Raw genomic sequence first — 22,580 nt, forward strand, 5'->3', positions numbered from 1 at the left:
TCATGATAGATGATGAATTTTACTTAGCATTAGCATTTAAGTTAGCTAGTCGTGGACGTTTTACTACAGCACCTAATCCTAATGTAGGCTGTGTTATTATACGCGATCAAGTAATAGTTGGTCAAGGTTACCATGTACGAGCTGGTGAACCTCATGCAGAAGTGCATGCACTACGCATGGCTGGTCAAGCTGCTAGGGGCGCTACTGCTTATATCACACTAGAACCTTGCAGTTACTATGGACGTACCCCACCATGTACAGAAGCCTTAATAGAAGCAGGGATAGTACGAGTAGTTACTGCTATGTTAGATCCTAATCCAAAAGTTAATGGTCGTGGCATTTATCGTCTACAACAAGCTAACATAGAAGTACGCTATAATCTTATGCTACGAGAAGCCGAGATTATTAATAAAGGTTTTTTAAAAAGAATGCGTACTGGTTTTCCTTGGATTATAGTAAAACTAGCGGCTTCTTTGGATGGACGTACAGCAATGGCATCAGGAGATAGTCGTTGGATTACTTCTGATCAAGCACGTCAAGATGTACAGCGCTTTCGTGCTGAAAGCGACGTTATTCTTTCTACTTCAGCTACTATATTAGCTGATAATCCATTACTGAATGTGCGATGGTTATCTCTTCCAGATGAAGTTAAGTGCTTATACGAAAACGAAGAAAAGTCACTACGACAACCAATAAGGGTAATTATCGATAGCGCAAATAGGGTCAATCCCTCACACCGTGTAGTACAATGTGAGGGAAAAACCTTGTTAGCACGGATAAAACATGACAAAAACATCCAATGGCCGGCATTAGTTGAGCAATTACAGTTACCATCATGTAATAAGAATGGTATCGTATATATTGATCTCATTGCGCTTATGATGCAATTAGCAAGCAGACAAATTAATATTGTATGGGTAGAGGCTGGAGCTAGTATGGTTGGAGCGTTATTATCTTCAAGTCTAGTTGATGAATTAATTATTTATATTTCACCAAAACTACTAGGTTCAGCTGCTAGACCATTATGCTTATTACCAGAACTTGAACATCTAAGTGATGCGCGATGTTTTGATATAATTGATATACATAAAATTGGCCCTGATATACGCCTAAGTTTAAAACCAATATTGAAATGAATAAACTAAACTGTAAGGATAAGGATAATAATTATGAAAGTAATTAAAGGTATGATTACTGCTCCTAATGCGCACATTGCAATAGCAATTGCTAGCTTTAACCAATTTGTCAATGATAGCCTACTTAATGGTGCAATAGATATTTTGATTCGCATTGGTCAGGTTAAAGACGAAAATATTACTGTAGTATGGGTACCAGGAGCCTATGAGTTACCGCTAGTTGTAAGTAATTTGGCAAAAAGTAATAAATACAATGCCGTAGTTGCTTTAGGTACTATTATACGTGGAGGTACCGCACATTTTGATTTTATTGCTAGAGAGTGTAGTTCTGGTCTATCCAAAGTAGCTATTAATAGTTCTATACCTGTAACATTTGGCGTTCTTACAACTGAAAGTCTTGAGCAAGCCATACAACGTGCCGGTGGAAAAGCTGGTAATAAGGGCGCAGAAGCAGCATTAGCTACTTTAGAAATGATTAATGTATTACAAGCTATTAAATAATAAATACTGAGTAATGAAGGATAATTATTTGAAACGAACTAATCGTCGCCGTACTAGAGAATGTGCTGTTCAGGCACTGTACTCATGGCAGTTATCTCATAACGATATTTTAGATATAGAAGTACAATTCCTAGCAGAACAAAATACTCAAGGTATTGATTTAGCTTATTTTCACGAGCTATATTATGGTACTGCGATAAAAGCTAAAGTACTAGATCAGCTTATGGCGCCATATTTATTACGTCCATTAGATCAATTAGGACATATAGAACGTGCTGTTTTGCGAATTGCATTATATGAACTTAGTAACAGTAAAGACGTACCATATAGAGTTGCAATTAATGAAGCCATAGAGCTAGCAAAAACTTTTGGTGCAGAAGATAGTTATAAGTTTATTAATGGTGTTCTAGAAAATACTGCTCCTAAGATTCGTCCAGACAAAAAATAACTTACTGATAATAGCTATTTGTAGTTAAATAATTTGATATCAAATTGCATTTTGTGAATTTTAACTAATTAATCTTTATTTTCACCATATGCGTAATAATCATCCAATACAGTATAATTTATTCTGGTTATTATCATTTTCAATAAACACTTACTATGACTAATTACGCAAAAAATCGTTTGAAACTATTTAATCCATTGCACTTACTTGCTACTGGATTTGGTAGCGGAATGTTTTATTGGATGCCTGGTACAGCTGGATCACTAGTAGCAATTCCATTATGGTGGATATTAATATCTTTATTTCATTGGTCATGCAATGTACTAATATTAATATTCAGTATTATATTAGGTATTTATGTTTGTCATAAGACAGCATGCCATATTGGGGTGCATGATCATAGTTGTATTGTCTTGGATGAATTGGTAGGCATGTGGATAACGTTAATTATGTTACCTAACAATAACATTATTTGGATAATTATTGGATTTATATTATTTCGTTATTTAGATATTTGTAAACCTGGGCCAATTATATGGTGTCATCGTAAAATTAAAGGAGGAATAGGTATAATTATCGACGATGTTATCGCTGGGATAATAGCTGCAATTATCATAAGAATGATATATTCTTTAGGGAGTTTTTTTAGATAACAACTATAATAGATTTATATTTAAAATAGTTCAAATGATGATATAAAAAAAATGCCTAATTATAGGCAATCAGCATGAAAGTAATATTACAATACTATTTTAGTATATTTGTACTAACTGATGTGTCAATAATTAGTGAATACTTACATATCATATAAAAGTACTAACTAATTATCAACTTTAGGTAAGTAATGGAAAAAAAATATTATTTTAATAACTTAATTTAAAATATTAAATTACTCAATATATGCAAGCATTGCATTAAGCACTAATATTCAACTTATATACATAGATTATATATATTCTAAAGTATACAATTTGCAAAAATAGCTTCGCTAATATAGACGCTAAGTTTTATAAAAGTAAATTAATAATTTCAAAAAATAGCTACCTTATGGTAATCACCATAGATAGAAATACTGCTGTAATACTTATAAAAATACTTTGTTTTTTATAAAAACAACCTTTAATTAATAAGTATTGTCATAATATGAAAACTAGTATCAGCTTGCAGTGCAGTAGAGTAGTTTAACTATTATAAAAATAATTATTTATTCTTATTTATTCCATCCCTGTAAAGTGGCCATAAATATTTGCTGTATCCTAAATAATTTTACTAAAGCTAAATTAAATAATACTACTATGCTGATTATTTATCCTATTTTTCGCTATATCGACTACTACCTTGGGTAAAAATATCATTTTTAGTAATTTGGGTTTAATTTATTAGTGATACTAATTAATAATTGTTAACGACGATGACCTAATTAGGATGTCAATAGCACTAAGGAAGCAACTTGTTATTAAACTTATAGATATACATACATATACTTACTTATAGTAGTAAGTAGTTCATTCTAGTTCCCTAGATACTAGGACTAGGAGACTAAAGTAATAGTAGTATAAATTACTAAAATTTTTTATTTATAAGCTGCTATTAATAGATTTTTGGATCTATTAGAATTTTATTTTTAATATAATAAACAATAAGTAAATATTAAATTTATATAGTATTAGTAAAATTAATTTTTTTGTTCTGAGCTCGTTTAAAAGATAAAATAATCTGATCTTTAGCATATTGAGCATTTTTCCAACAGTCTACTTTAACCCATTTACCAGATTCTAGATCTTTATAGTGCTCGAAAAAATGAATAATCTGCATACGTAGTAGCTGCGGTAAATCATCAATATTTATTATATTTTCATATTCTTTAGATAACTTTGAATGTGGAACTGCAATCAACTTAACATCTTCACCAGATTCGTCTGTCATTTTTAGCATTCCAATTGGACGACAACGTATTACTGAACCTATCTGTAGCGGATATGGTGTTGGCACAAGAACATCTATAGGATCACCATCTAATGATAGAGTATAGTTAATGTAACCGTAGTTACAAGGATAAAACATTGTAGTTGACATAAAACGATCAATAAAGACAACTCCTGTTTCTTTGTCTACTTCATATTTTACCGGAATTGCAGTATTTGCTGTAATTTCTATAATTACATAAATATCATCTGGTATATTTTTTCCTGCTGGAACTAAATTTAAGCTCATATTAATTTCCTATTTACTAACATATTAAATTATATAAATATTTTACTGAAAAAGTAATATACTGGCTAAGTATTAATATGTAATTATTAAAATTATAAATATTCAGTTAACGCATTCCTATAGTGATTTTATCAGTGATAAAATCAACAATAGTACTTAATTTAATTATCTGTATTTCCCCGCTCCTCCTATTTTTATATTCAATCTCTTCATTATCAAGAAGACGATCACTAATGATTATAATATGTGGTACACCAATTAGTTCCATATCAGCGAACATTACTCCTAGGCGCTCTTTTCTATCGTCTAATAATACATCGATATTGCTAGTACTGAGCTTGTGATAAATTGTTTCAGCGGTATTTTTAATACGTAAAGAGTTATGTAAATTAATAGGTAAAAGAACAACATTAAAAGGTGCTATTACTTCTGGCCATACAATACCTTTATTATCATGGTACTGTTCTATAGTCGCAGCAATCAATCGTGTAATACCGATACCATAGCAGCCCATCGTAACGATGGTGTTACAGCTATTTTTATCTTGAACCATAGCTCTCATAGCTCTAGAATATTTCTTTCCTAGCTGGAAGATATGTCCAACTTCAATTCCGCGTTTAATATTTATAGTTCCATGTCCATCTGGACTTAGATCGCCATTAACAACTTGTCTTAGATCTGCAACTTCTGGCAAAGCTACATCTCTTTCCCAGTTGACTCCAAAAAAATGTTTCCCTTGAATATTTGATCCAGTAACAAAGTTACTCATTAACGCAACACTACGATCAATTACTATTGGTAAAGGAAAATTTATAGGTCCTAGTGAAAATATACTAACATTAAGATTGAGAATATTTCTGATATAATCTTCGGTAGCAAAAATAATAGGTTTTGCTACTTGGGGTAATTTCTCGACCTTAGTTTCATTGATAACATGATCACCTCGCAACATTAGCGCAACCAGTGGTTGTTTAACATCTTCTTTTGCATGTACAAAAATCATTTTAACTGTTTTTTCTACCGGTAATTTGTATTTTTTAACTAAATCAGCAATAGTAAAGACATCATACGTATCTACTAGATGCATCTTTTCACTAGGTTTATCACGTTTAGTCGATGGTATTACTGCTTCTACCATTTCAATATTAGCTGCATAATTAGAAGTCGTAGAAAATACTATTTGTTCCTCACCGGTACCAACTAGTACATGAAATTCATGTGATATATGACCACCTATAGAACCTGTATTAGCTTGTACTGCACAAAAATTTAGACCCATACGAGTAAAAATATTATTGTAAGTACTATACATTTGATTATAAGTCGCCTGTAGCGACTCTTGACTAGTATGAAAAGAGTAAGCATCTTTCATAACAAATTCACGCGAACGCATTACTCCAAATCTTGGTCTAACTTCGTCACGGAATTTTGTTTGAATCTGGAAAAAATTAAGTGGTAGTTGTTTATAAGAACTTACTTCATTACGAATAAGATCTGTAATAACTTCTTCATGGGTAGGACCTAGCAGAAATTTACGTTTGCTTCTATCAGTAAAACGTAGTAATTCCTGACCATATTGGTTCCATCGTCCGCTTTCTTGCCAAAAATCTGCTGGTTGTACTATCGGCATAGATACTTCTATAGCCCCAGTATTATTCATTTCTTCTCGTACTATGCTTTCTACCTTACGTAGAATTCTTAAACCTATAGGCAACCAAGTATAAATTCCAGATGCTAATTGACGAATCATTCCTGCACGTAGCATCAGTTTGTGGCTGATAACTTCTGCATCTCCTGGTATATTTTTCATAGTAGCAAGTAAATATTTGCTAGTACGCATATTTCTCCAAATGTACGCAATATTAGCCTAAATAATTTATTATATCCCTGCCTGTAGTACCTATAAATATAAAATATATAGATATTAGCTATTCAATATAAAAAATTAAATTAGATTATGCATACATACATAAATATAAAAAATTTTTTTTATGCCGAAGACCGGAATCGAACCGGTATACCAAAAGGTGGTTGATTTTGAATCAACTGCGTCTACCAATTTCGCCACTTCGGCTATTTGTTTTTGTTTATGTCTACTAACATGTAGACTATAAGCTAATTATAAATTATTGTTCTAATGAACATTTAGTATTTTTTTAACAATTAAATTAAAATTAATTTATTTAATTATTATATTAATCTATATTATCATAAAGTTTTTAACCAACCTAATTTAAGACTTAAAGTATTAAAATAATTGTAATTATTAGGATGAATTAAATATAAGTAATCATTACTACGCTGAATAATAATTTCTTCTCCATACTTAATTGGAACAGCTATCTGACTATCACAACTAATTTTTACATCAGGTTTCAAGTTAGTACATTTACATTTGAGTCGTATTTTGCTATTACCATTAATAACTAACGGGCGAGAAGAAAGAGTATGCGGAAACATAGGTACTAATAATATACTATCGACAGTAGGTATAATAATAGGACCACCGGCAGAAAGAGAGTAAGCAGTGGAGCCAGTAGGAGTAGATATAATTATCCCATCAGCACGTTGAGAAAATGCAAAATAATCATCAATATAAACATCAAATTCAATTATATTTGATATATTACCAGAATGTAAAACAACTTCATTAATAGCTGTAATAGGTTTTCCACATATATTTTTATGGCAAATACGCACATCTAGCAAAAATCGTTTTTCACTACTATAATTACCTAATAGAATATCAGATAATTGTTTTAATGCTGAGTCGTCATCTATATCAGTTAGAAAACCTACATTACCACGATTAATGCCAATAACTTTTATCTCGTAGCGGGATAATATACGTGCAGCACCCAGCATATTTCCATCACCACCTATAATAATAGCAAGATCAGCCTGTTTGCCAATATCTGCTATATTACCAGTAATAGCATCGTATAATGCTAAATTATTAGCAAGTTTAACTTCTACAATAACTTTAATACCCTTTCTTATTAACCAATAGTACAGTTGTTTATGGGTAGTGAGTGCATTTTTATGACGGGGATGCCCAATAATCCCGATTGTATTAAATTTTACAGTCATGTTATTGCTTAAATTAGCATTTTTTACATTTTGCCAGTTTGATTATATTTAGTCTCTTGAATACTAACTATTCATCCCCATAATAACCGAACTAGCAAAAGGCTAAAGCGCGGAGACAACGCATGATAAGTCAAGAAAACAATACACCTGACGAACAAATGCTACAAAACAGCGAAAAAATGCAAGATCAGCTAACTGCGGCTGAAGCAGAAACTACTACCACTACTACAGTTATAGATACTAAAAATGAGATTAATGAGCGTATTGAAGCTATACAGCATGAACTATTACAGATGCAGCAACGTGAAAGAGATAACCTTCTCCGCGCTAAGGCAGAAATTGAAAACATGCGCCGCCGCAGCGAAATAGAATTAGAAAAAGCTTATAAGTTTTCTATAGAACGTTTTGCAACTGAATTACTACCAGTTATTGATAATTTAGAACGTGCATTATATATGTCAGATAAATCTAATAGCTATATTGCTTCCACAGTTGAAGGAATTGAGCTTACTTTGAAATCTCTACTAGACACAGTAAGTAAATTCGGTATCGAAGTAGTTAGTAAAACAAATGTTCCATTTAACCCAGATATCCATCAAGCAATGACAATACAAGAATCTGAAAATTATCCACCTAATTATGTTATGATAGTAATGCAGAAAGGTTATATACTTCATGGACGTCTCATTAGACCAGCTATGGTGACAGTATCTAAAGCTGCTGCTAATAATCCATAAAATTAATGATATATTATCATAATATAGTAATTAATGATAGCATAACATAATAGCTGGTTATTAGTTTTTTATCACAATCTATTGACGATTGAAATAGCAAAAACAGCGAAACTCTGATCAATGAAATATTAGTAATGTTATTGCTCTTATTTTAGCCTATTATAAAATTATTATTTGTGTTTTGCATTTTTATCCCATAAAAATAATGAATTTATTAGTAATTAGTAGTAAATACATTGCAACCTAAGTTGAAATTATAATTTTCTGGATATGATGAAATCATTAACACTATATTTAGTACAGGTGTTAGTACATGTTTTGGTAACATAAATCCAGGTAGATCATAAAAAATAATATTTTTGTACATATTAATTAGTTAGGGCTGAATATTGGTATGTTCTGTTCAAAAGTTTTAACAGAACATTATAACTAATGAGCCGGCTTAGTAGTACTCAGCCATAAGAATAATATTGCCCTAAACTAAAATTAAAAAGTTAACTGCGCTAAGTTAAGTTAGTATATTAAATTCTTTAAATACATATTTGTTTTTGGGGGTAAATAGTAATACCTGCTACACATTATTTATCAAAAAAATAAATTATCTTAATAGTTTTTAACAACTGACTTTTTATAATAAATAGTATTTAGTATTTAAATTTACTTATTTCAAATTATGGTTTTAAAATAGTTGGTCGTGAATAATGTTGCTGCATAGTAGGATAGTCTAACGTATAGTGTAGACCTCTGCTCTCTTTGCGTAGTAGTGCACTTTTAACTATAAGCCTAGCAATATGAAGTAAATTACGTATTTCTAGCAAATTATTAGAGATAATAACATTATCATAATAATATTCAATTTCGCTAGTAAGTAAATTAATGCTATTTAGTGCACTATCTAGTAGTGTACTGTTACGTACAATACCAACATTATTCCACATAATTAGCCGTAGTTTTTGCAAATTATGCTTTAATAATTTAGTGTCAATTTCACTAACATTATTATAATTATGCCAAGGCGGTAACTTATGAACTTTTCTTACTATAGTTGGCAGCTTATTAGATATAATGTCTAAAGAAGCAGACCAGCCATATACTATACACTCTAATAGAGAATTAGATGCTAGTCTATTAGCACCATGTAATCCAGTATAGCTAACTTCACCAATAGCATATAACCCATCAATATCTGTACGCCCATATTGATCTACTATAACCCCCCCGCAGGTATAGTGTGCAGCAGGAACTATAGGAATTTTTTGGCTAGTTAAATCAAGATTAATTTTTAGTAACTTACTATATATATTAGGAAATTTATTAATAATCACCTGCTTAGGTTTATAACTAATATCTAAATACATGCACTTAGCTTCTAAACGTTTCATTTCATAATTAATTGCGCGCGCTATAATATCCCTAGGCGCTAGTTCTGCGCGTAAGTCAAAATCAGGCATAAAACGACTACCATCAGGTCGATACAGATAGGCGCCTTCTCCACGTAGCGCTTCAGTGAGGAGAAAATTTGGTGCATTGGGATTAAATAAAGAAGTTGGGTGAAACTGATTAAACTCAAGATTTGCTACCCTGCATCCAGCTCTCCAGGCAATGGCTATACCATCACCAGATGATATATCTGGGTTAGTCGTATATTGATATACATTAGATGCTCCCCCTGTGGCTAGCACAACTGCGGCATGTGCATAGCATCGTTCTACTTGTTTTTTTGATGAGTTCCAAATATAAGTACCAATAACCCGTTTAATCCCGCATAACCCGATAGTATTAGATGTAACTAAATCTACTGCATTACATTGTTCTAATATTCTAATATTAGAATGTTTTCTTACTTTATTAATAAGAATAGTTGCTATAGCTTTACCAGTAGTATCAGCAGAATGTAATACTCTACGGTGACTATGGCCTCCTTCTAGATTGAGATGATAACTGTTATTAGATGATTTATTGTCATTAACTAAATCAAATAGTACACCTTGCTGAACTAACCAATCTACGCATTTTCTAGCATTACCAATGATAAATTCTACGGCCTTATCGTCGCATAGACCTGCGCCTGTTCTTACAGTATCATCTATATGATCATTAATGCTATCAGTATCAGCAAAAACGGCGGCTATGCCCCCCTGTGCGTACCAAGTTGAGCAATTATGTAATTGATTTTTACTAATTACTATTACATTACAGTGTTCAGCTAGACGAAGCGCTAGTGATAAACCAGCAGCACCACTACCTATAATTAGTACATCAGTAACATATTCTAATGATTTCATTATTGTGAATCGGATTAAATCTAGATTAGATGATAGTATTAGTGTGGCCCCTGCTGGATTTGAACCAGCGACCAAACGATTATGAGTCGACTGCTCTAACCACTGAGCTAAGGGGCCACACTAATAGTGAATTATAAATAGTGACGATCAACTGGTCTATAGTTTTTTTTAAAATGATAAATTTTAATCGTCTAAAAAGCTACGCAACACTTCTGAACGACTTGGATGACGTAATTTACGTAATGCCTTTGCTTCAATTTGTCGTATTCTTTCACGGGTAACGTCAAATTGTTTACCAACTTCTTCTAATGTATGATCAGAATTCATATCAATACCAAAACGCATGCGTAATACCTTAGCTTCACGAGCTGTCAGACCAGCTAGTACGTTATGGGTAGCCGAACGTAAGCTTTCAGATGTAGCTGATTCTAGAGGAAGCTCTATATTTGTATCTTCAATAAAATCACCTAGATGTGAATCTTCATCATCACCGATAGGTGTTTCCATAGAAAGAGGTTCTTTAGCTATTTTTAGTACCTTACGAATTTTTTCTTCTGGCATAAGCATACGTTCTGCTAGTTCTTCTGGTGTTGGTTCTCGTCCAATTTCTTGTAACATTAGCCGAGAAACACGGTTCAGCTTATTAATAGTTTCAATCATATGTACAGGAATACGAATAGTACGGGCTTGATCTGCAATAGATCTAGTAATAGCTTGACGAATCCACCAAGTGGCATAAGTAGAGAATTTGTAGCCACGGCGATATTCAAATTTATCTACTGCCTTCATCAGACCAATATTACCTTCCTGAATCAAATCAAGAAACTGTAAACCTCGGTTAGTATATTTTTTTGCTATAGAAATAACTAAACGTAAGTTTGCTTCTACCATCTCTTTTTTAGCACGACGAGCTTTAGCTTCACCGATTGACATACGTCTATTAATTTCCTTTACGTGTTCAATACTTAGCCCAGTTTCTTCTTCTATTTTACGTAATTGTTTTATACTACTACGCACCATTTCATTTACTTTATGTAATTTTTCAGACCATGGTGTATTCATTGTTAGTGCAGTTTGTAACCAAATTTCACTAGCTTCATTACCTAAAAATAACTTAACGAAGTATTTTTTTGGCATGTGACTAATTTCTACACATAACTTCATAATTAAACGTTCTTGAGTACGCACTCGATCCATCATCATACGCATATTTTTTACTAAATAGTCGAACTGTTTTGGTACTAAATGGAACTGCTTAAATATATAAGATAGTTTACTAATTTCTTCTATTGCTTTAGTATTACTACGTCCCTTAGTATTAATGATATGTTTTGTTATTTCATATTGTTCACGTAATTCAATAAATTTTTGGTTAGCTAATTCTGGATCTATGCTACTATCACTATCTTCATTAGCATGATCGTGATGATCTATGTCTTCTATGTCTTCTTCTTCTTCTTCTTCTTCTTCTTCTTCGTTATCAGTTAGTTCTGATGGCAGTTCTGGAATATGACTAGTATTCGCCATCATATCAATTTCTTCAATATTATTATTATCGAAAAAATCGATAATAATATCTGATATACGTATTTCACCGTATGCAATTCTGTCGTACTGTTTAAGCAGATAAGCAATAGCCTCAGGATACTCTGCAACAGAGCATTGCACTTGATTAATTCCATCTTCTATACGTTTAGCAATATCAATTTCGCCTTCGCGAGTAAGTAGCTCCACAGTACCCATTTCACGCATATACATGCGTACTGGATCTGTAGTACGACCAATTTCTGACTCTACGCTAGACAATACCTGGGCAGCTGCTTCTACAGCATCGTCATCATCTGTAGTATCTGAGGTAGTTTCAGCTAAAAGTAGATCATCAGCATATGGTGCTTCTTCCATAACTTGGATGCCCATGTCATTCATCATCTGGATGATATCTTCTATCTGATCGGAGTCAACAATATCTTCAGGTAGGTGATCGTTAACCTCAGCAAAAGTTAAATAACCTTGCTCCTTGCCACGAGTTACAAGTAACTTAAGCTGTGAATGCTTGTTTTGTTCCATAAAAGGTATCCAAACCATAGAAATATGCAATTTTAGTTAAAATAAGTGGTATAACGTAATATCAATTAATTTATCTTTTTTTAGATAATATCTGATTAAGTGACCACAGTTCTTTTCTCTCTTCAGTAGAAATACCATGTGTTCGTTCAAGTGCGATAAGTTTTTCCTGACGTTCTTCAAGTATTGAGTCATAGAGACGCTTTAAAGCATCAAGAAAAGTTCTTTTGATCATATTTTCTATGATCATGTGGTTCCATTGAGCTAAATTTTTCAGTTGTGAGTAATATTTATTATGACGATTAAGTTCTAATAATTGGCCGGTAGTTAACTCTGGCTGTAATTTGCAAATTTTTACTAATTTAATAAAAAGTTGTACTCCAGTTTGTTTAGTCTGATAAAGACTATTAGTTATCGTAACTAAGGTCGAAAGCCATGGCTTTTGTACTAATAATCCTATCAATATACGCATATTAGTCAGTTTTGGTTGCTGTAGTAATATATATTTTTTTTGCTTTCTATTATAATTATATTGCAACATTTTTTCTAGTTTACTATCGTCAATTAGCCCAATTTTATGACATAATTGTTGTCTAAGAAACAAGCGAAGTATTCGACCTGGTATTTTACTTATTAGTGGTAGTGCTAATGCGCTTAGTTTAGCACGACCGTCTATATTACTGAGATCAACTTTTTTAATTAAAGTATCAAACAAAAATTTAGACATTGGTTGCGCCTGTTCAATATATTGTTCGAAAGCATTTTTACCAATTTTACGTACTAGCGTATCAGGATCTTCTCCATCAGACAAAAATATAAAACTTAATTGACGACCATCCATCAGATAGGGAATAGCATGTTTTAATGTTCTCCAAGCTGCTTCTCGTCCTGCATTATCTCCATCATAACAACAAATTATTTGATCTGTATTACGATATAATAACTGAATATGTTCTGTAGTTGTGTTTGTTCCAAGGGAAGCTACCGCATAATTAATACCAAATTGTGTTAATGTAACTACATCCATATAGCCTTCTACAACTAGTAACCTAGATAATACAGTATTTTTCTGTTTAGCTTCATATAAACCGTATAACTGGCGACTTTTATGAAAAATATCAGTTTCTGGCGAGTTAAGATACTTAGGTTGTCCTTCTACGATAAGACGACCACCAAAGGCTAATATACGACCACGCTGATCACGAATAGGGAACATAACTCTATTACGGAAACGATCATAGATATCACCATTATTATTTTTAATAACCATACCAGCAGCTTTCAGTAAAGCTATTTCTTTGTCTGAACAACCAAAGTATTTTATAACGTTATCCCAGCCTGGCGGTGCAAAGCCAATAGCAAAATTATTTATTACTATCTTACTCAAACCACGTTGTTTTAAAAAATTTTTAACTAAAAAATCTTTTTTTATTAGTATGTGTTGATAAAACTTACTAAGTTTATTCATCATATAAAAAATATTTTGGCGAGAATAATTTGTATTGTTATTTGAGTATAAATATGTTTCGTAGGGTATATCTAAGCCACACATAGTAGCTAATTCTTCAATCGTTTCTATAAATTCTAAACGATCATAATTCATCATAAAATCAATAGCATTTCCATTGGAACCGCAACTAAAACAGTGATAAAATTGTTTTTCACTACTAACATTAAATGAAGGTATTTTATCGTTATGAAACGGACAGCAAGCCATAAAATACTTGCCTTGCTTCTTCAACTTAACTCTTGCATCAATTAATTTAACAATATCAGTATTTGATAATACTATATTGATAAATGAACGTGGAATTCTTCTTACCATACCTATGGTATTTACTCTGAAAAAATAATATATATTATTAGTAGCTATTAATGAGTTTTTATATTAAAAAAATCAATACAAACGAGTACGTCGTAAGTTTTCTCTAACTAGTTTTTTTGCATAGCGTTTTACTGCTGAAGCTTTAGCACGCTTACGTTCTGTAGTAGGTTTTTCATAAAACTCACGACGACGAACTTCAGATAACACTCCTGCTTTTTCGCAGGAACGTTTAAATCTACGTAATGCTACGTCGAATGGTTCATTTTCACGTATTTTAATTACCGGCATGTATTCCCTCACAATCACATTAGGATTATTAGTATTTTATTTTTTTGTACTTATAAGCTATTATATAAATATAGTAAAATGGTATTTTAATGATTTTAAAAATATATTATGCGAGTATTAGGTATTGAGACATCCTGTGATGAAACAGGCGTAGCAATTTATGATAATGAGCAAGGATTACTAGCTAATAAAATTTATAGTCAGGTCAAGCAACATGCATATTATGGGGGTGTTGTTCCTGAACTTGCATCACGTGATCATCAGAGTAAAATAGTACCGCTTATCCAGTCGGCACTATCTGAAGCTGGGCTGAAAATGAAAGATATCAATGGAGTGGCGTATACTGCTGGACCTGGACTAATTAGTGCGCTAATGGTAGGTGCGACTTTAGGCTGTGCTTTAGCTTATGCATGTAATATACCAAATATTGCTGTAAACCATTTGGAGGGACATTTACTTACACCTATGATAGATGCAGAACCAGAACATTATCCAAAGTTTCCTTTTGTTGCTTTATTAGTATCAGGCGCGCATACTCAACTAATAGCAGTATCTGGTATTGGTCAATATCAATTGCTTGGTGAATCTATCGATGATGCCGCCGGTGAGGTATTTGACAAAACAGCTAAGTTACTAGGTATAGATTATCCTGGGGGATTAATTTTATCAAAAATAGCACAAAAAGGTATTGTCGGACGTTATAAGTTTCCGCGACCGATGACAAACTGTCCTGGTCTTAATTTTAGTTTTTCTGGATTAAAGACATTTGCTGCTAATACTATAAATAATTTAGCAACCAGAGATGCACAAACATATGCAGATATTGCACGAGCTTTTGAAGATGCTGTAGTAGATACACTAACTATCAAATGTCGTCGTGCGCTAGATAACACTGGTTTAACAAGACTAGTCATTGCAGGGGGAGTAAGTGCTAACACCACACTGCGTGTACGTCTTAAAGCAATGATTGAGCAAAGAGGAGATGAGATTTTTTACGCACGCAAAGATTTATGTACTGATAATGGTGCTATGATAGCATACGTTGGTATGGTACGTTTATTATCCTATCAATATAGAACATTAACAATTACCGTACGACCCCGCTGGTCACTAGAAGATTTAACAGCAGTATAAAATAATTAATTTTACTTGTTAAGTATTTGACTGTTTTTAATAAAAGCTCAGTAGTAATTGACCGCATAATAAAATAAAACAATATGTTTATGCTAACATTTGTCGCAAACAATTAAATAGTATTAATTAACAGTGGATATTTTATTAATTAAAAAATTAACAGTGATGGCATTCATTGGTATTTATGAATGGGAACAACAACGTTTGCAAAAGTTAGTTTTAGACTTGGAATTAGGCTGTGATAATAAGCTAGCTGCATGTAGCGATGATATATCAGATAGTATTAACTATGTTGATATTAGCGAAGCAGTATTATCGTTAGTTAGCGGGAATTATTTTGCTTTAATAGAACGAGTAGCTGAAGAAATCGCAAATATGCTTCTTAATAAATTTTCTCTTCCCTGGGTGCGCATTAAAGTTACAAAACCTAGCGCGTTACCACAAGCAGTAAGCGTAGGTATTATCATACAGCGTAGTCGAAAAAAATAAATGATATGTTGTATGTGCGATATTAATGATATTAACTTGTTATTTATTGCATTAATTCTTGGCGTAGTAGAAGGATTAACAGAATTTGTACCGATATCTTCTACTGGACATATGATTTTAGTAAGTCAATTACTAGGATTTCATTACTATAATATTAAGACATTTGAAATTATTATCCAATTAGGTCCTGTTGTAGCGGTAATTTGTATTTTATGGCGTAGAGTATTAGGTATAATTGGGCTTAATCTGGATAAGATTTCAAATCATAATATCAATATCAATAGTAATAAGAAATTAAATATCAATCATATTACTCTAGGTATAATACCATCTATGGTATTAGGACTTATTTGTCATAAACAAATAAAAAATTTTTTTGAACCTAAATATGTAATTTCAGCTTTACTTTTAGGTTCAATATGGCTACTAGCTGGTCAATTGCTGCTAAATTATCGAAAAAATAGTAGTAGCGTTACTGTCTTTATCGATGACATTAGCTATCTACAAGCATTTTTGATAGGATGTTTTCAATGTTTTGCTTTATGGCCAGGATTTTCTCGTTCTGGTGCTACAATTAGCGGCGGTATATTAGTTGGAGTTAGCCGTACTGTTGCGTTTGAGTTTTCTTTTATTTTATCTGTACCGATAAAATTAGGAGCTACAATTTTAGATTTATATAAAAACTTACCTTTTATATTTTTGCATGATTTACCAATTTTTACTATTGGTATTAGTACTTCTTTTTTTATTTCTTTTGTAATAATTAAATATTTATTTAAAATAATTCAATGTATATCTTTAGTGCCTTTTATTATATATCGTTTTGTACTTGTTATAATTTTGTATTATTTTATTTATTAATAATATTTTTATTAATATTTATATGAGTTGTTATTACCCTTATTAATATATAAGTATTTTACTGAATAATTAATTTTTTCCATTTTTCTATTGCAAAATAACGTAATTGACGTAGTTTGTCTCCAATATCATGTCCATTTAAGTCTCTGTAATCGCTTATATTACTATATTTAATATTAGCTACTACTTTATATGCTTCACGTAAAAATTCAATCTGATAATATAGTTGATCATTATTAGTCGCATTACAGCGTGCGTCTGCTTCACTAATAATTATTAGGTGCTCTAAACGTTCTGGACGACGCCAAACATCAATAGCATAAAATAAATTAATTAATTGCTTAGGTGTTAGTGTTGTTGCTTGAGAGAGTAAATGATTATAGTTAATAACTAATTTTGCTAAATTTTTTAGTGAATTAGGTACTCTAAGACGCTTACAGAAAGATTCTACTAATTGACATCCATATAATGGATACTCATTATTATAATTACCAGTAAATTCATTCAATTGTTTACCAAAAGAATTGCAAAGATAGGCAAAGCGTACTGTAAGTTTATCTGATAAACGCGCAACTATTGCTAAATTCATAATATAATTACTATTAAATTTTTCTTGATCAGAAAACAGTTGATCTATTTCTGGAAAAAGTTTCTCTAGAGCCCCACAATCACGTAGAACCTTAAAATAAATTTGTGGATCATGTGTTAATAGTGCTTTTTCTGTCTCTTTCCATACTCTTTCAGGCGAAAGTAGTAATAACTCATTCGTCATATGTTGCATCATAACTAACGTATCAGGTACGATACTAAAATTAAGATGAGCAAGCTTTGCTGCGAATCTAGCTACTCTTAGTACCCTTAGTGGATCCTCATAGAATGCTTCTGATACATGGCGCAGTAAGCGTTCTTTGATATCTTTCTGTCCATGATAAGGATCTATTAATAATCCTTTTTTATCGCGTGCAATAGCATTTATCGTTAAATCACGGCGCTTAAGATCTTGTTCTAAAGTTATTTCAGGTGATACAGAATAAGTAAAGCCTGTATACCCACCTAGACCTGACTTTTTTTCAGTACGTGCCAGTGCATATTCTTCACTACTTTTGGGATGTAAAAAAACAGGAAACAATTTTCCAACTTGTTGGTATCCTGCTATCAACATATCTTGTGAAGTAGCACCAACTACAACCCAATCACGCTCTTTCACAGGAAGATGTAGTAAACTATCACGTACTGCACCACCAACAAGATATTTTTTCACTTAGTTCTCCCTAAGTATCATCAATCGCATTAGCGACAATATTTATGGGTTAATAGATAGATTATGGATTATCTAATTTAATCTATTTTAATCTATGCTTATGGTCATAAGAATTCTTCTAATTACTATAATTATAGTAAACATAATATATATATAAGTGATTTTATTAATATATTTTTACTTTTTAAGTAACAATTCTAATTCTTTTAAGCGCAATTCTAATTTGCTTAATTCTTCACGAGTTCTTAGTAATACTTCAGTTTGTACGTCAAATTTATCATAACTAACTAAATTCATGCGACTAAACTGATTTTGTAACTGATTACGTATTTTTTGTTCGATATTATCTCCTAGTTTACGAATACTTTTTGGTAAAACTGTATTAACTTTTATAATCATTTCTTCAATTTTTTTTTTATTTATCATAGTACACTCTTAATAATATTTTATTATTTCACATAGTTCATCACTATTAATAATAGTAAATATTAAAAAATAATATATGTTTAATAATTTAGTAAACATTTGTCTAATTATAGTATTAGTGTTATAATTTTTTTTGTAATAAAGTATAATACTTTTTGTAAAAGTATCTTTATTATGCTTATACTTTTATATTTATAAATATCAGATAACCTATGTTTCTAGTTATATAGCTAGAATTATTATGAGGTGTATTTTATATTACCATGAATAAAATTTTTTTTTCCCAACTAGTTGCACCTATAGAACGTGTCAAAATAGCTATTAGTGCTTTACGTCATGGTAGAGGAGTACTAGTACTTGATAATGAAGGTCGTGAAAATGAAGGAGATATGATTTTTGCTGCAGAAAAAATGACCATTGAGCAAATGGCACTCACAATTCGTTATGGTAGTGGTATTGTATGCCTTTGTATTACTGAAGAATATCGTAAAAAACTAGATTTACCAATGATGGTAGAACACAATACTAGTAACTATAAAACAGCTTTTACCGTAACTATAGAAGCTGCTGAAGGAGTAACTACTGGTGTATCAGCTGCAGACAGATTAACTACTATTCGTACTGCAATTAAAGATGATGTCAGTCCTTCAGATTTAAATCGACCTGGGCATATTTTCCCATTACTTGCTGATTCAGGTGGTGTACTGAGTAGAGGAGGTCATACAGAAGCTGCAGTAGATTTGACATTACTTGCTGGTCTTAAGCCTGCTGGCGTAATATGTGAAGTTACTAATGAAGATGGTAGTATGGCACGTACTCCTGAAATTTTTGCTTTTAGCAATCAGCATAATATGCCAGTACTAACAATAGATGATTTAGTAGCTTATCGTTTAGCTCAATAACAATATATAATATGTATTTTTCATATATTTATTAAATACTATACTAGTATTTAGTCACTTCTGCGTTAAGTTCATCTATTTTAGATTTCATCATTTGACGACAATATATAGTTAATTGACTTATATGTTTTTTGCTATCACTATAGCTGTTAGTATCTATTGGTGGTAAAATTTCAATCAAAACAATACCGTTATACCACCGATTAAGCTTAATTTTATCGGTAATATTAGAAACGCAAATTGGTACAATAGGTACTCTAGCTGCAATAGCAGTATAAAAAGCCCCAGTTTTAAATGGTAGTAATCCTAGTCCTTGGTTACGTGTTCCTTCAGGAAAGAATAAAATAGATATGTTTGTATTTTTTATCTTATGTACAAGCTTATTTAGAAAATTATGGGCACTAATACTATTATTACGATTAATAAGTAAGTTACCTGTAAGCCAATAAAGCTGGCCAAATATTGGGATCCACAATAGGCTTTTTTTACCTACTGTTACTGTAAATGGTTGTATGACATAAGCTAGAGTAATTATATCAAAAAAATTTTGATGATTAGCGATATAAATACACTTGTGGGGTAATATAATATTTTTAGGAAGTATGACCTTAATTTTAATTCCAAATATAGGTGCTAAACTGCTAAACAAACGACCGAATGTAGCCACATGCTTTGGATCACGTGGACTAAATAAACAATAAATTAAACCTAATACACAGATGCTAGCAAATAATATTATTACTAAAATAGTACGAGTTAAAGCTAGTAGCATATTAACCTCATCATCTATTAATTCATTATTAGATAATATAGCTTAACCTGACTTACTTAACAGTACCTACTTAGGTTATAGCTTTTCTAATATCGCTAATGCATCAGTAATTTTTTTTACTCCAAAAATTTGCATTTTATCTTGTACTTCTTCAGGAAAATTAGCTTTCGGTAAAATAGCATAGCGAAAACCATGTTTAGCTGCTTCATTAATTCTTTCTTTACTACTTGGTACCGGGCGAATCTCACCAGCAAGTCCTACCTCACCAAATACTACTAAATCTCTTGGTAACGGACGATCATGTAAGCTAGATACCATTGCTAACATTAGTGCTAAGTCTGCGCTGGTTTCTCTTACTTTTACTCCACCGACTACGTTAACAAAAATATCCTGATCTGACATCTTTAGCCCACAGTGTCTGTCTAATACGGCTAGTAATATTTCTAGTCTATTGTGTTCTAAACCTACCGTAATCCTACGGCGTGGATGGTCTATCATTGAATTAGCTACTAATGCCTGAATTTCTACTAAAATTGGGCGCGTACCTTTCCATACTACCATCACACTACTTCCAGATGTAATTTCTTCTTCGCTACGACTAATAAAAATAGCTGATGGGTTATTTACCTCGCGTAAACCATGAGCAGTCATATAAAAAATTCCTAGTTCATTGACAGCACCAAAACGATTTTTATAACTACGTAATATTACTAAACGTGAATCTGAGTAGCAATCAAGCATAATAGAACAGTCAACACAGTGTTCAAGCATCTTAGGTCCAGCTAATAAACCATCTTTAGTGATATGCCCAATCATGATAACTGCTATACCTTCGTTTTTTGCAAAACGAGTAATAAAATTTGCTGATTCACGAACCTGAGAAATACTACCTGGTTGTGATGATACATCAGTCATATGCATTACCTGAATAGAATCTATGACCATTAATTTAGGTTGTTCTTCTAAAGCCGTGATACAAATTTGCTCAATATTAGTTTCTGGTAATATATTAAGCTCTTTGTTAGGTATGATTTGTAATCTATTAGCACGTATAGCTACTTGTTGTATAGATTCTTCGCCACTAACATATAAAGTATTCATTTTTATTTTAGTAGCAATTTGACATAATGTTTGCAGTAATAAAGTACTTTTTCCTGAACCAGGGCTACCACCTAGTAAAATGACGCTACCTGGAACCACGCCACCACCTAACACACGATCAAATTCTTTAAACCCTGTAGAAAATCTAGGTAATGGTTTTATACTAATATTCGTTAAATTTTGTACTTTAGTTTTGCTAATAACTTTTGTTGGATTATATCCACTAAAAAAACTGTATTTTGAATTAATTATAGTAGACTTACTATTGTTGCACTCTAGAATTGTATTCCAAGCCTGGCAATTAGTACATTGTCCTTGCCAATTAGAATATTCCAAACTACATTTATTACAGATAAAAATACTTTTGGCTATTTTAACCACATATTACCTCGGTAATAGCTAATGTAACATTCATAATATAGCTAATGTAACATTAATAATATAGTGATGTTTATAACTAGTAGTTATATAGTAATATTAATTATAATATGCTAAGTATAGCATATACTAACTTTACAATAGGTTTAGGTTCGTGTCATTAATGATGTTAATGTTAGTATTATAGGTATATATATATAAGTACTTATCACTGCGTATACTTAAAATATTTTTTAGCATTAATAATCTGACGCCATAGATTACGTTTAGCTGTAGCATCATTATTAAGAATTGATAATGGTGGAGTTAATAAAGAAATACCATTGAGTTTTTTGCAAATTTCTGTAAAACCTAACCACCAACAATGGTAATGTGAGTTATTAGGTAACATCATTACTTGTTCTATAGTAATTAATAATAAGTGCTCAGGCCTAAGTTCCATACTACGTGCAACATCAGTTAGTAGCGGATGATACGCATATGGTATTTGCTTATCTACTATTATAAGTAACTTTATTTTATTACCCCGTAAGCTAACTTCTAAGTTACTACTATTACTATGTATTAATAATTGATAATTTCGTAGCATCCATTGCATGATACCTAGTTGTTTTAATAATAATTCACGTTTAATTGACATAGTATCATTCAAAATTAGTTTTTTTATT

At 31.7% G+C, this 22,580-nt stretch carries 22 protein-coding genes and 2 tRNA genes; 9 read left to right on the forward strand and 15 right to left on the reverse strand.

All coding sequences use genetic code 11. The features are described from left to right. Window positions 1–2 precede the first annotated feature (2 nt). The 4 genes from ribD to AB162_RS02650 all read left to right on the forward strand — a co-directional run bounded on the left by ribD (window position 3) and on the right by AB162_RS02650 (window position 2,738). Window positions 3–1,136, forward strand: coding sequence for a bifunctional diaminohydroxyphosphoribosylaminopyrimidine deaminase/5-amino-6-(5-phosphoribosylamino)uracil reductase RibD (ribD, locus tag AB162_RS02635; protein ID WP_053097272.1), 1,134 nt, complete (start codon window positions 3–5; stop codon window positions 1,134–1,136). A 33-nt stretch (window positions 1,137–1,169) separates the two neighbouring features. Beyond that, window positions 1,170–1,637: a 6,7-dimethyl-8-ribityllumazine synthase gene (ribH, locus tag AB162_RS02640; RefSeq protein ID WP_053097274.1), complete on the forward strand. Its 468-nt coding sequence runs from the start codon at window positions 1,170–1,172 to the stop codon at window positions 1,635–1,637. Between the two features lie 28 nt (window positions 1,638–1,665). Continuing rightward, a complete protein-coding gene (gene nusB, locus AB162_RS02645) occupies window positions 1,666–2,085 on the forward strand; it encodes a transcription antitermination factor NusB (RefSeq protein WP_053097276.1) in 420 nt (139 codons plus the stop codon). A 155-nt stretch (window positions 2,086–2,240) separates the two neighbouring features. Next, window positions 2,241–2,738, forward strand: coding sequence for a phosphatidylglycerophosphatase A (locus AB162_RS02650; protein ID WP_053097278.1), 498 nt, complete (start codon window positions 2,241–2,243; stop codon window positions 2,736–2,738). A 1,003-nt stretch (window positions 2,739–3,741) separates the two neighbouring features. On the opposite strand, the gene ppa is transcribed toward AB162_RS02650, so the two are convergent. The 4 genes from ppa to nadK all read right to left on the reverse strand — a co-directional run bounded on the left by ppa (window position 3,742) and on the right by nadK (window position 7,389). Further along, entirely contained in the window at window positions 3,742–4,299 is a 558-nt protein-coding gene (ppa, locus tag AB162_RS02655; RefSeq protein ID WP_053097280.1) for an inorganic diphosphatase, read from the reverse strand. A 106-nt stretch (window positions 4,300–4,405) separates the two neighbouring features. Further along, window positions 4,406–6,139, reverse strand: coding sequence for a proline--tRNA ligase (locus tag AB162_RS02660; protein WP_053097282.1), 1,734 nt, complete (start codon window positions 6,137–6,139; stop codon window positions 4,406–4,408). A gap of 152 nt (window positions 6,140–6,291) precedes the next feature. Beyond that, window positions 6,292–6,373 (reverse strand) — tRNA-Leu (locus AB162_RS02665). Between the two features lie 134 nt (window positions 6,374–6,507). Continuing rightward, window positions 6,508–7,389 carry an NAD(+) kinase gene (gene nadK, locus AB162_RS02670; RefSeq protein WP_053097284.1) on the reverse strand — a complete coding sequence of 294 codons (882 nt, stop codon included), beginning with the start codon at window positions 7,387–7,389 and terminating at the stop codon, window positions 6,508–6,510. Window positions 7,390–7,511: 122 nt separating this feature from the next. Here nadK and grpE point away from each other — a divergent pair, with 122 nt between their 5' ends. Then, window positions 7,512–8,126, forward strand: a complete 615-nt coding sequence (gene grpE / locus AB162_RS02675) for a nucleotide exchange factor GrpE (RefSeq protein WP_053097286.1) — start codon at window positions 7,512–7,514, stop codon at window positions 8,124–8,126. A 214-nt stretch (window positions 8,127–8,340) separates the two neighbouring features. Here grpE and AB162_RS02980 read toward each other — a convergent pair whose 3' ends face one another. From AB162_RS02980 to rpsU, 6 genes are all read right to left on the reverse strand, one after another. Continuing rightward, window positions 8,341–8,493, reverse strand: coding sequence for a hypothetical protein (locus tag AB162_RS02980; RefSeq protein ID WP_156213994.1), 153 nt, complete (start codon window positions 8,491–8,493; stop codon window positions 8,341–8,343). 304 nt (window positions 8,494–8,797) lie between these two features. Beyond that, window positions 8,798–10,411, reverse strand: a complete 1,614-nt coding sequence (gene nadB, locus AB162_RS02680) for an L-aspartate oxidase (protein ID WP_053097407.1) — start codon at window positions 10,409–10,411, stop codon at window positions 8,798–8,800. Window positions 10,412–10,455: 44 nt separating this feature from the next. Continuing rightward, a tRNA-Ile gene (locus tag AB162_RS02685) sits at window positions 10,456–10,528 on the reverse strand. Window positions 10,529–10,594: 66 nt separating this feature from the next. Beyond that, entirely contained in the window at window positions 10,595–12,478 is a 1,884-nt protein-coding gene (gene rpoD / locus AB162_RS02690; RefSeq protein WP_053097289.1) for an RNA polymerase sigma factor RpoD, read from the reverse strand. 70 nt (window positions 12,479–12,548) lie between these two features. Beyond that, entirely contained in the window at window positions 12,549–14,300 is a 1,752-nt protein-coding gene (gene dnaG, locus AB162_RS02695; RefSeq protein ID WP_053097291.1) for a DNA primase, read from the reverse strand. 72 nt (window positions 14,301–14,372) lie between these two features. Then, window positions 14,373–14,588: a 30S ribosomal protein S21 gene (gene rpsU, locus AB162_RS02700; RefSeq protein ID WP_053097293.1), complete on the reverse strand. Its 216-nt coding sequence runs from the start codon at window positions 14,586–14,588 to the stop codon at window positions 14,373–14,375. Between the two features lie 108 nt (window positions 14,589–14,696). On the opposite strand from rpsU, the gene tsaD reads away from it, so the two are divergent. From tsaD to AB162_RS02715, 3 genes are all read left to right on the forward strand, one after another. Then, window positions 14,697–15,722, forward strand: a complete 1,026-nt coding sequence (gene tsaD, locus AB162_RS02705; protein ID WP_053097295.1) for a tRNA (adenosine(37)-N6)-threonylcarbamoyltransferase complex transferase subunit TsaD — start codon at window positions 14,697–14,699, stop codon at window positions 15,720–15,722. 132 nt (window positions 15,723–15,854) lie between these two features. After that, window positions 15,855–16,211: a dihydroneopterin aldolase gene (folB, locus tag AB162_RS02710; protein ID WP_053097297.1), complete on the forward strand. Its 357-nt coding sequence runs from the start codon at window positions 15,855–15,857 to the stop codon at window positions 16,209–16,211. Between the two features lie 21 nt (window positions 16,212–16,232). Next, window positions 16,233–17,072 carry an undecaprenyl-diphosphate phosphatase gene (locus AB162_RS02715; protein WP_053097410.1) on the forward strand — a complete coding sequence of 280 codons (840 nt, stop codon included), beginning with the start codon at window positions 16,233–16,235 and terminating at the stop codon, window positions 17,070–17,072. 58 nt (window positions 17,073–17,130) lie between these two features. On the opposite strand, the gene AB162_RS02720 is transcribed toward AB162_RS02715, so the two are convergent. Then, window positions 17,131–18,333: a multifunctional CCA addition/repair protein gene (locus AB162_RS02720; protein WP_053097299.1), complete on the reverse strand. Its 1,203-nt coding sequence runs from the start codon at window positions 18,331–18,333 to the stop codon at window positions 17,131–17,133. 177 nt (window positions 18,334–18,510) lie between these two features. Further along, window positions 18,511–18,759: an accessory factor UbiK family protein gene (locus tag AB162_RS02725; protein WP_053097301.1), complete on the reverse strand. Its 249-nt coding sequence runs from the start codon at window positions 18,757–18,759 to the stop codon at window positions 18,511–18,513. Window positions 18,760–19,022: 263 nt separating this feature from the next. Between AB162_RS02725 and ribB the strand changes: the two genes are divergently transcribed. Next, on the forward strand, window positions 19,023–19,661 hold the full coding sequence (gene ribB / locus AB162_RS02730) for a 3,4-dihydroxy-2-butanone-4-phosphate synthase (protein WP_053097303.1): 639 nt from the start codon (window positions 19,023–19,025) through the stop codon (window positions 19,659–19,661). Between the two features lie 43 nt (window positions 19,662–19,704). Here ribB and AB162_RS02735 read toward each other — a convergent pair whose 3' ends face one another. The 3 genes from AB162_RS02735 to AB162_RS02745 form a co-directional block, all read right to left on the reverse strand. Next, a complete protein-coding gene (locus AB162_RS02735; protein WP_053097305.1) occupies window positions 19,705–20,433 on the reverse strand; it encodes a 1-acylglycerol-3-phosphate O-acyltransferase in 729 nt (242 codons plus the stop codon). 75 nt (window positions 20,434–20,508) lie between these two features. Beyond that, window positions 20,509–21,915, reverse strand: coding sequence for a DNA repair protein RadA (gene radA, locus AB162_RS02740; RefSeq protein WP_053097308.1), 1,407 nt, complete (start codon window positions 21,913–21,915; stop codon window positions 20,509–20,511). Between the two features lie 205 nt (window positions 21,916–22,120). After that, window positions 22,121–22,552 carry a DNA polymerase III subunit psi gene (locus AB162_RS02745; protein ID WP_053097310.1) on the reverse strand — a complete coding sequence of 144 codons (432 nt, stop codon included), beginning with the start codon at window positions 22,550–22,552 and terminating at the stop codon, window positions 22,121–22,123. Between the last annotated feature and the right edge of the window lie 28 nt (window positions 22,553–22,580).

The organism is Candidatus Palibaumannia cicadellinicola, from assembly GCF_001269425.1.
Taxonomy (GTDB): Bacteria; Pseudomonadota; Gammaproteobacteria; order Enterobacterales; family Enterobacteriaceae; genus Baumannia; species Baumannia cicadellinicola_A.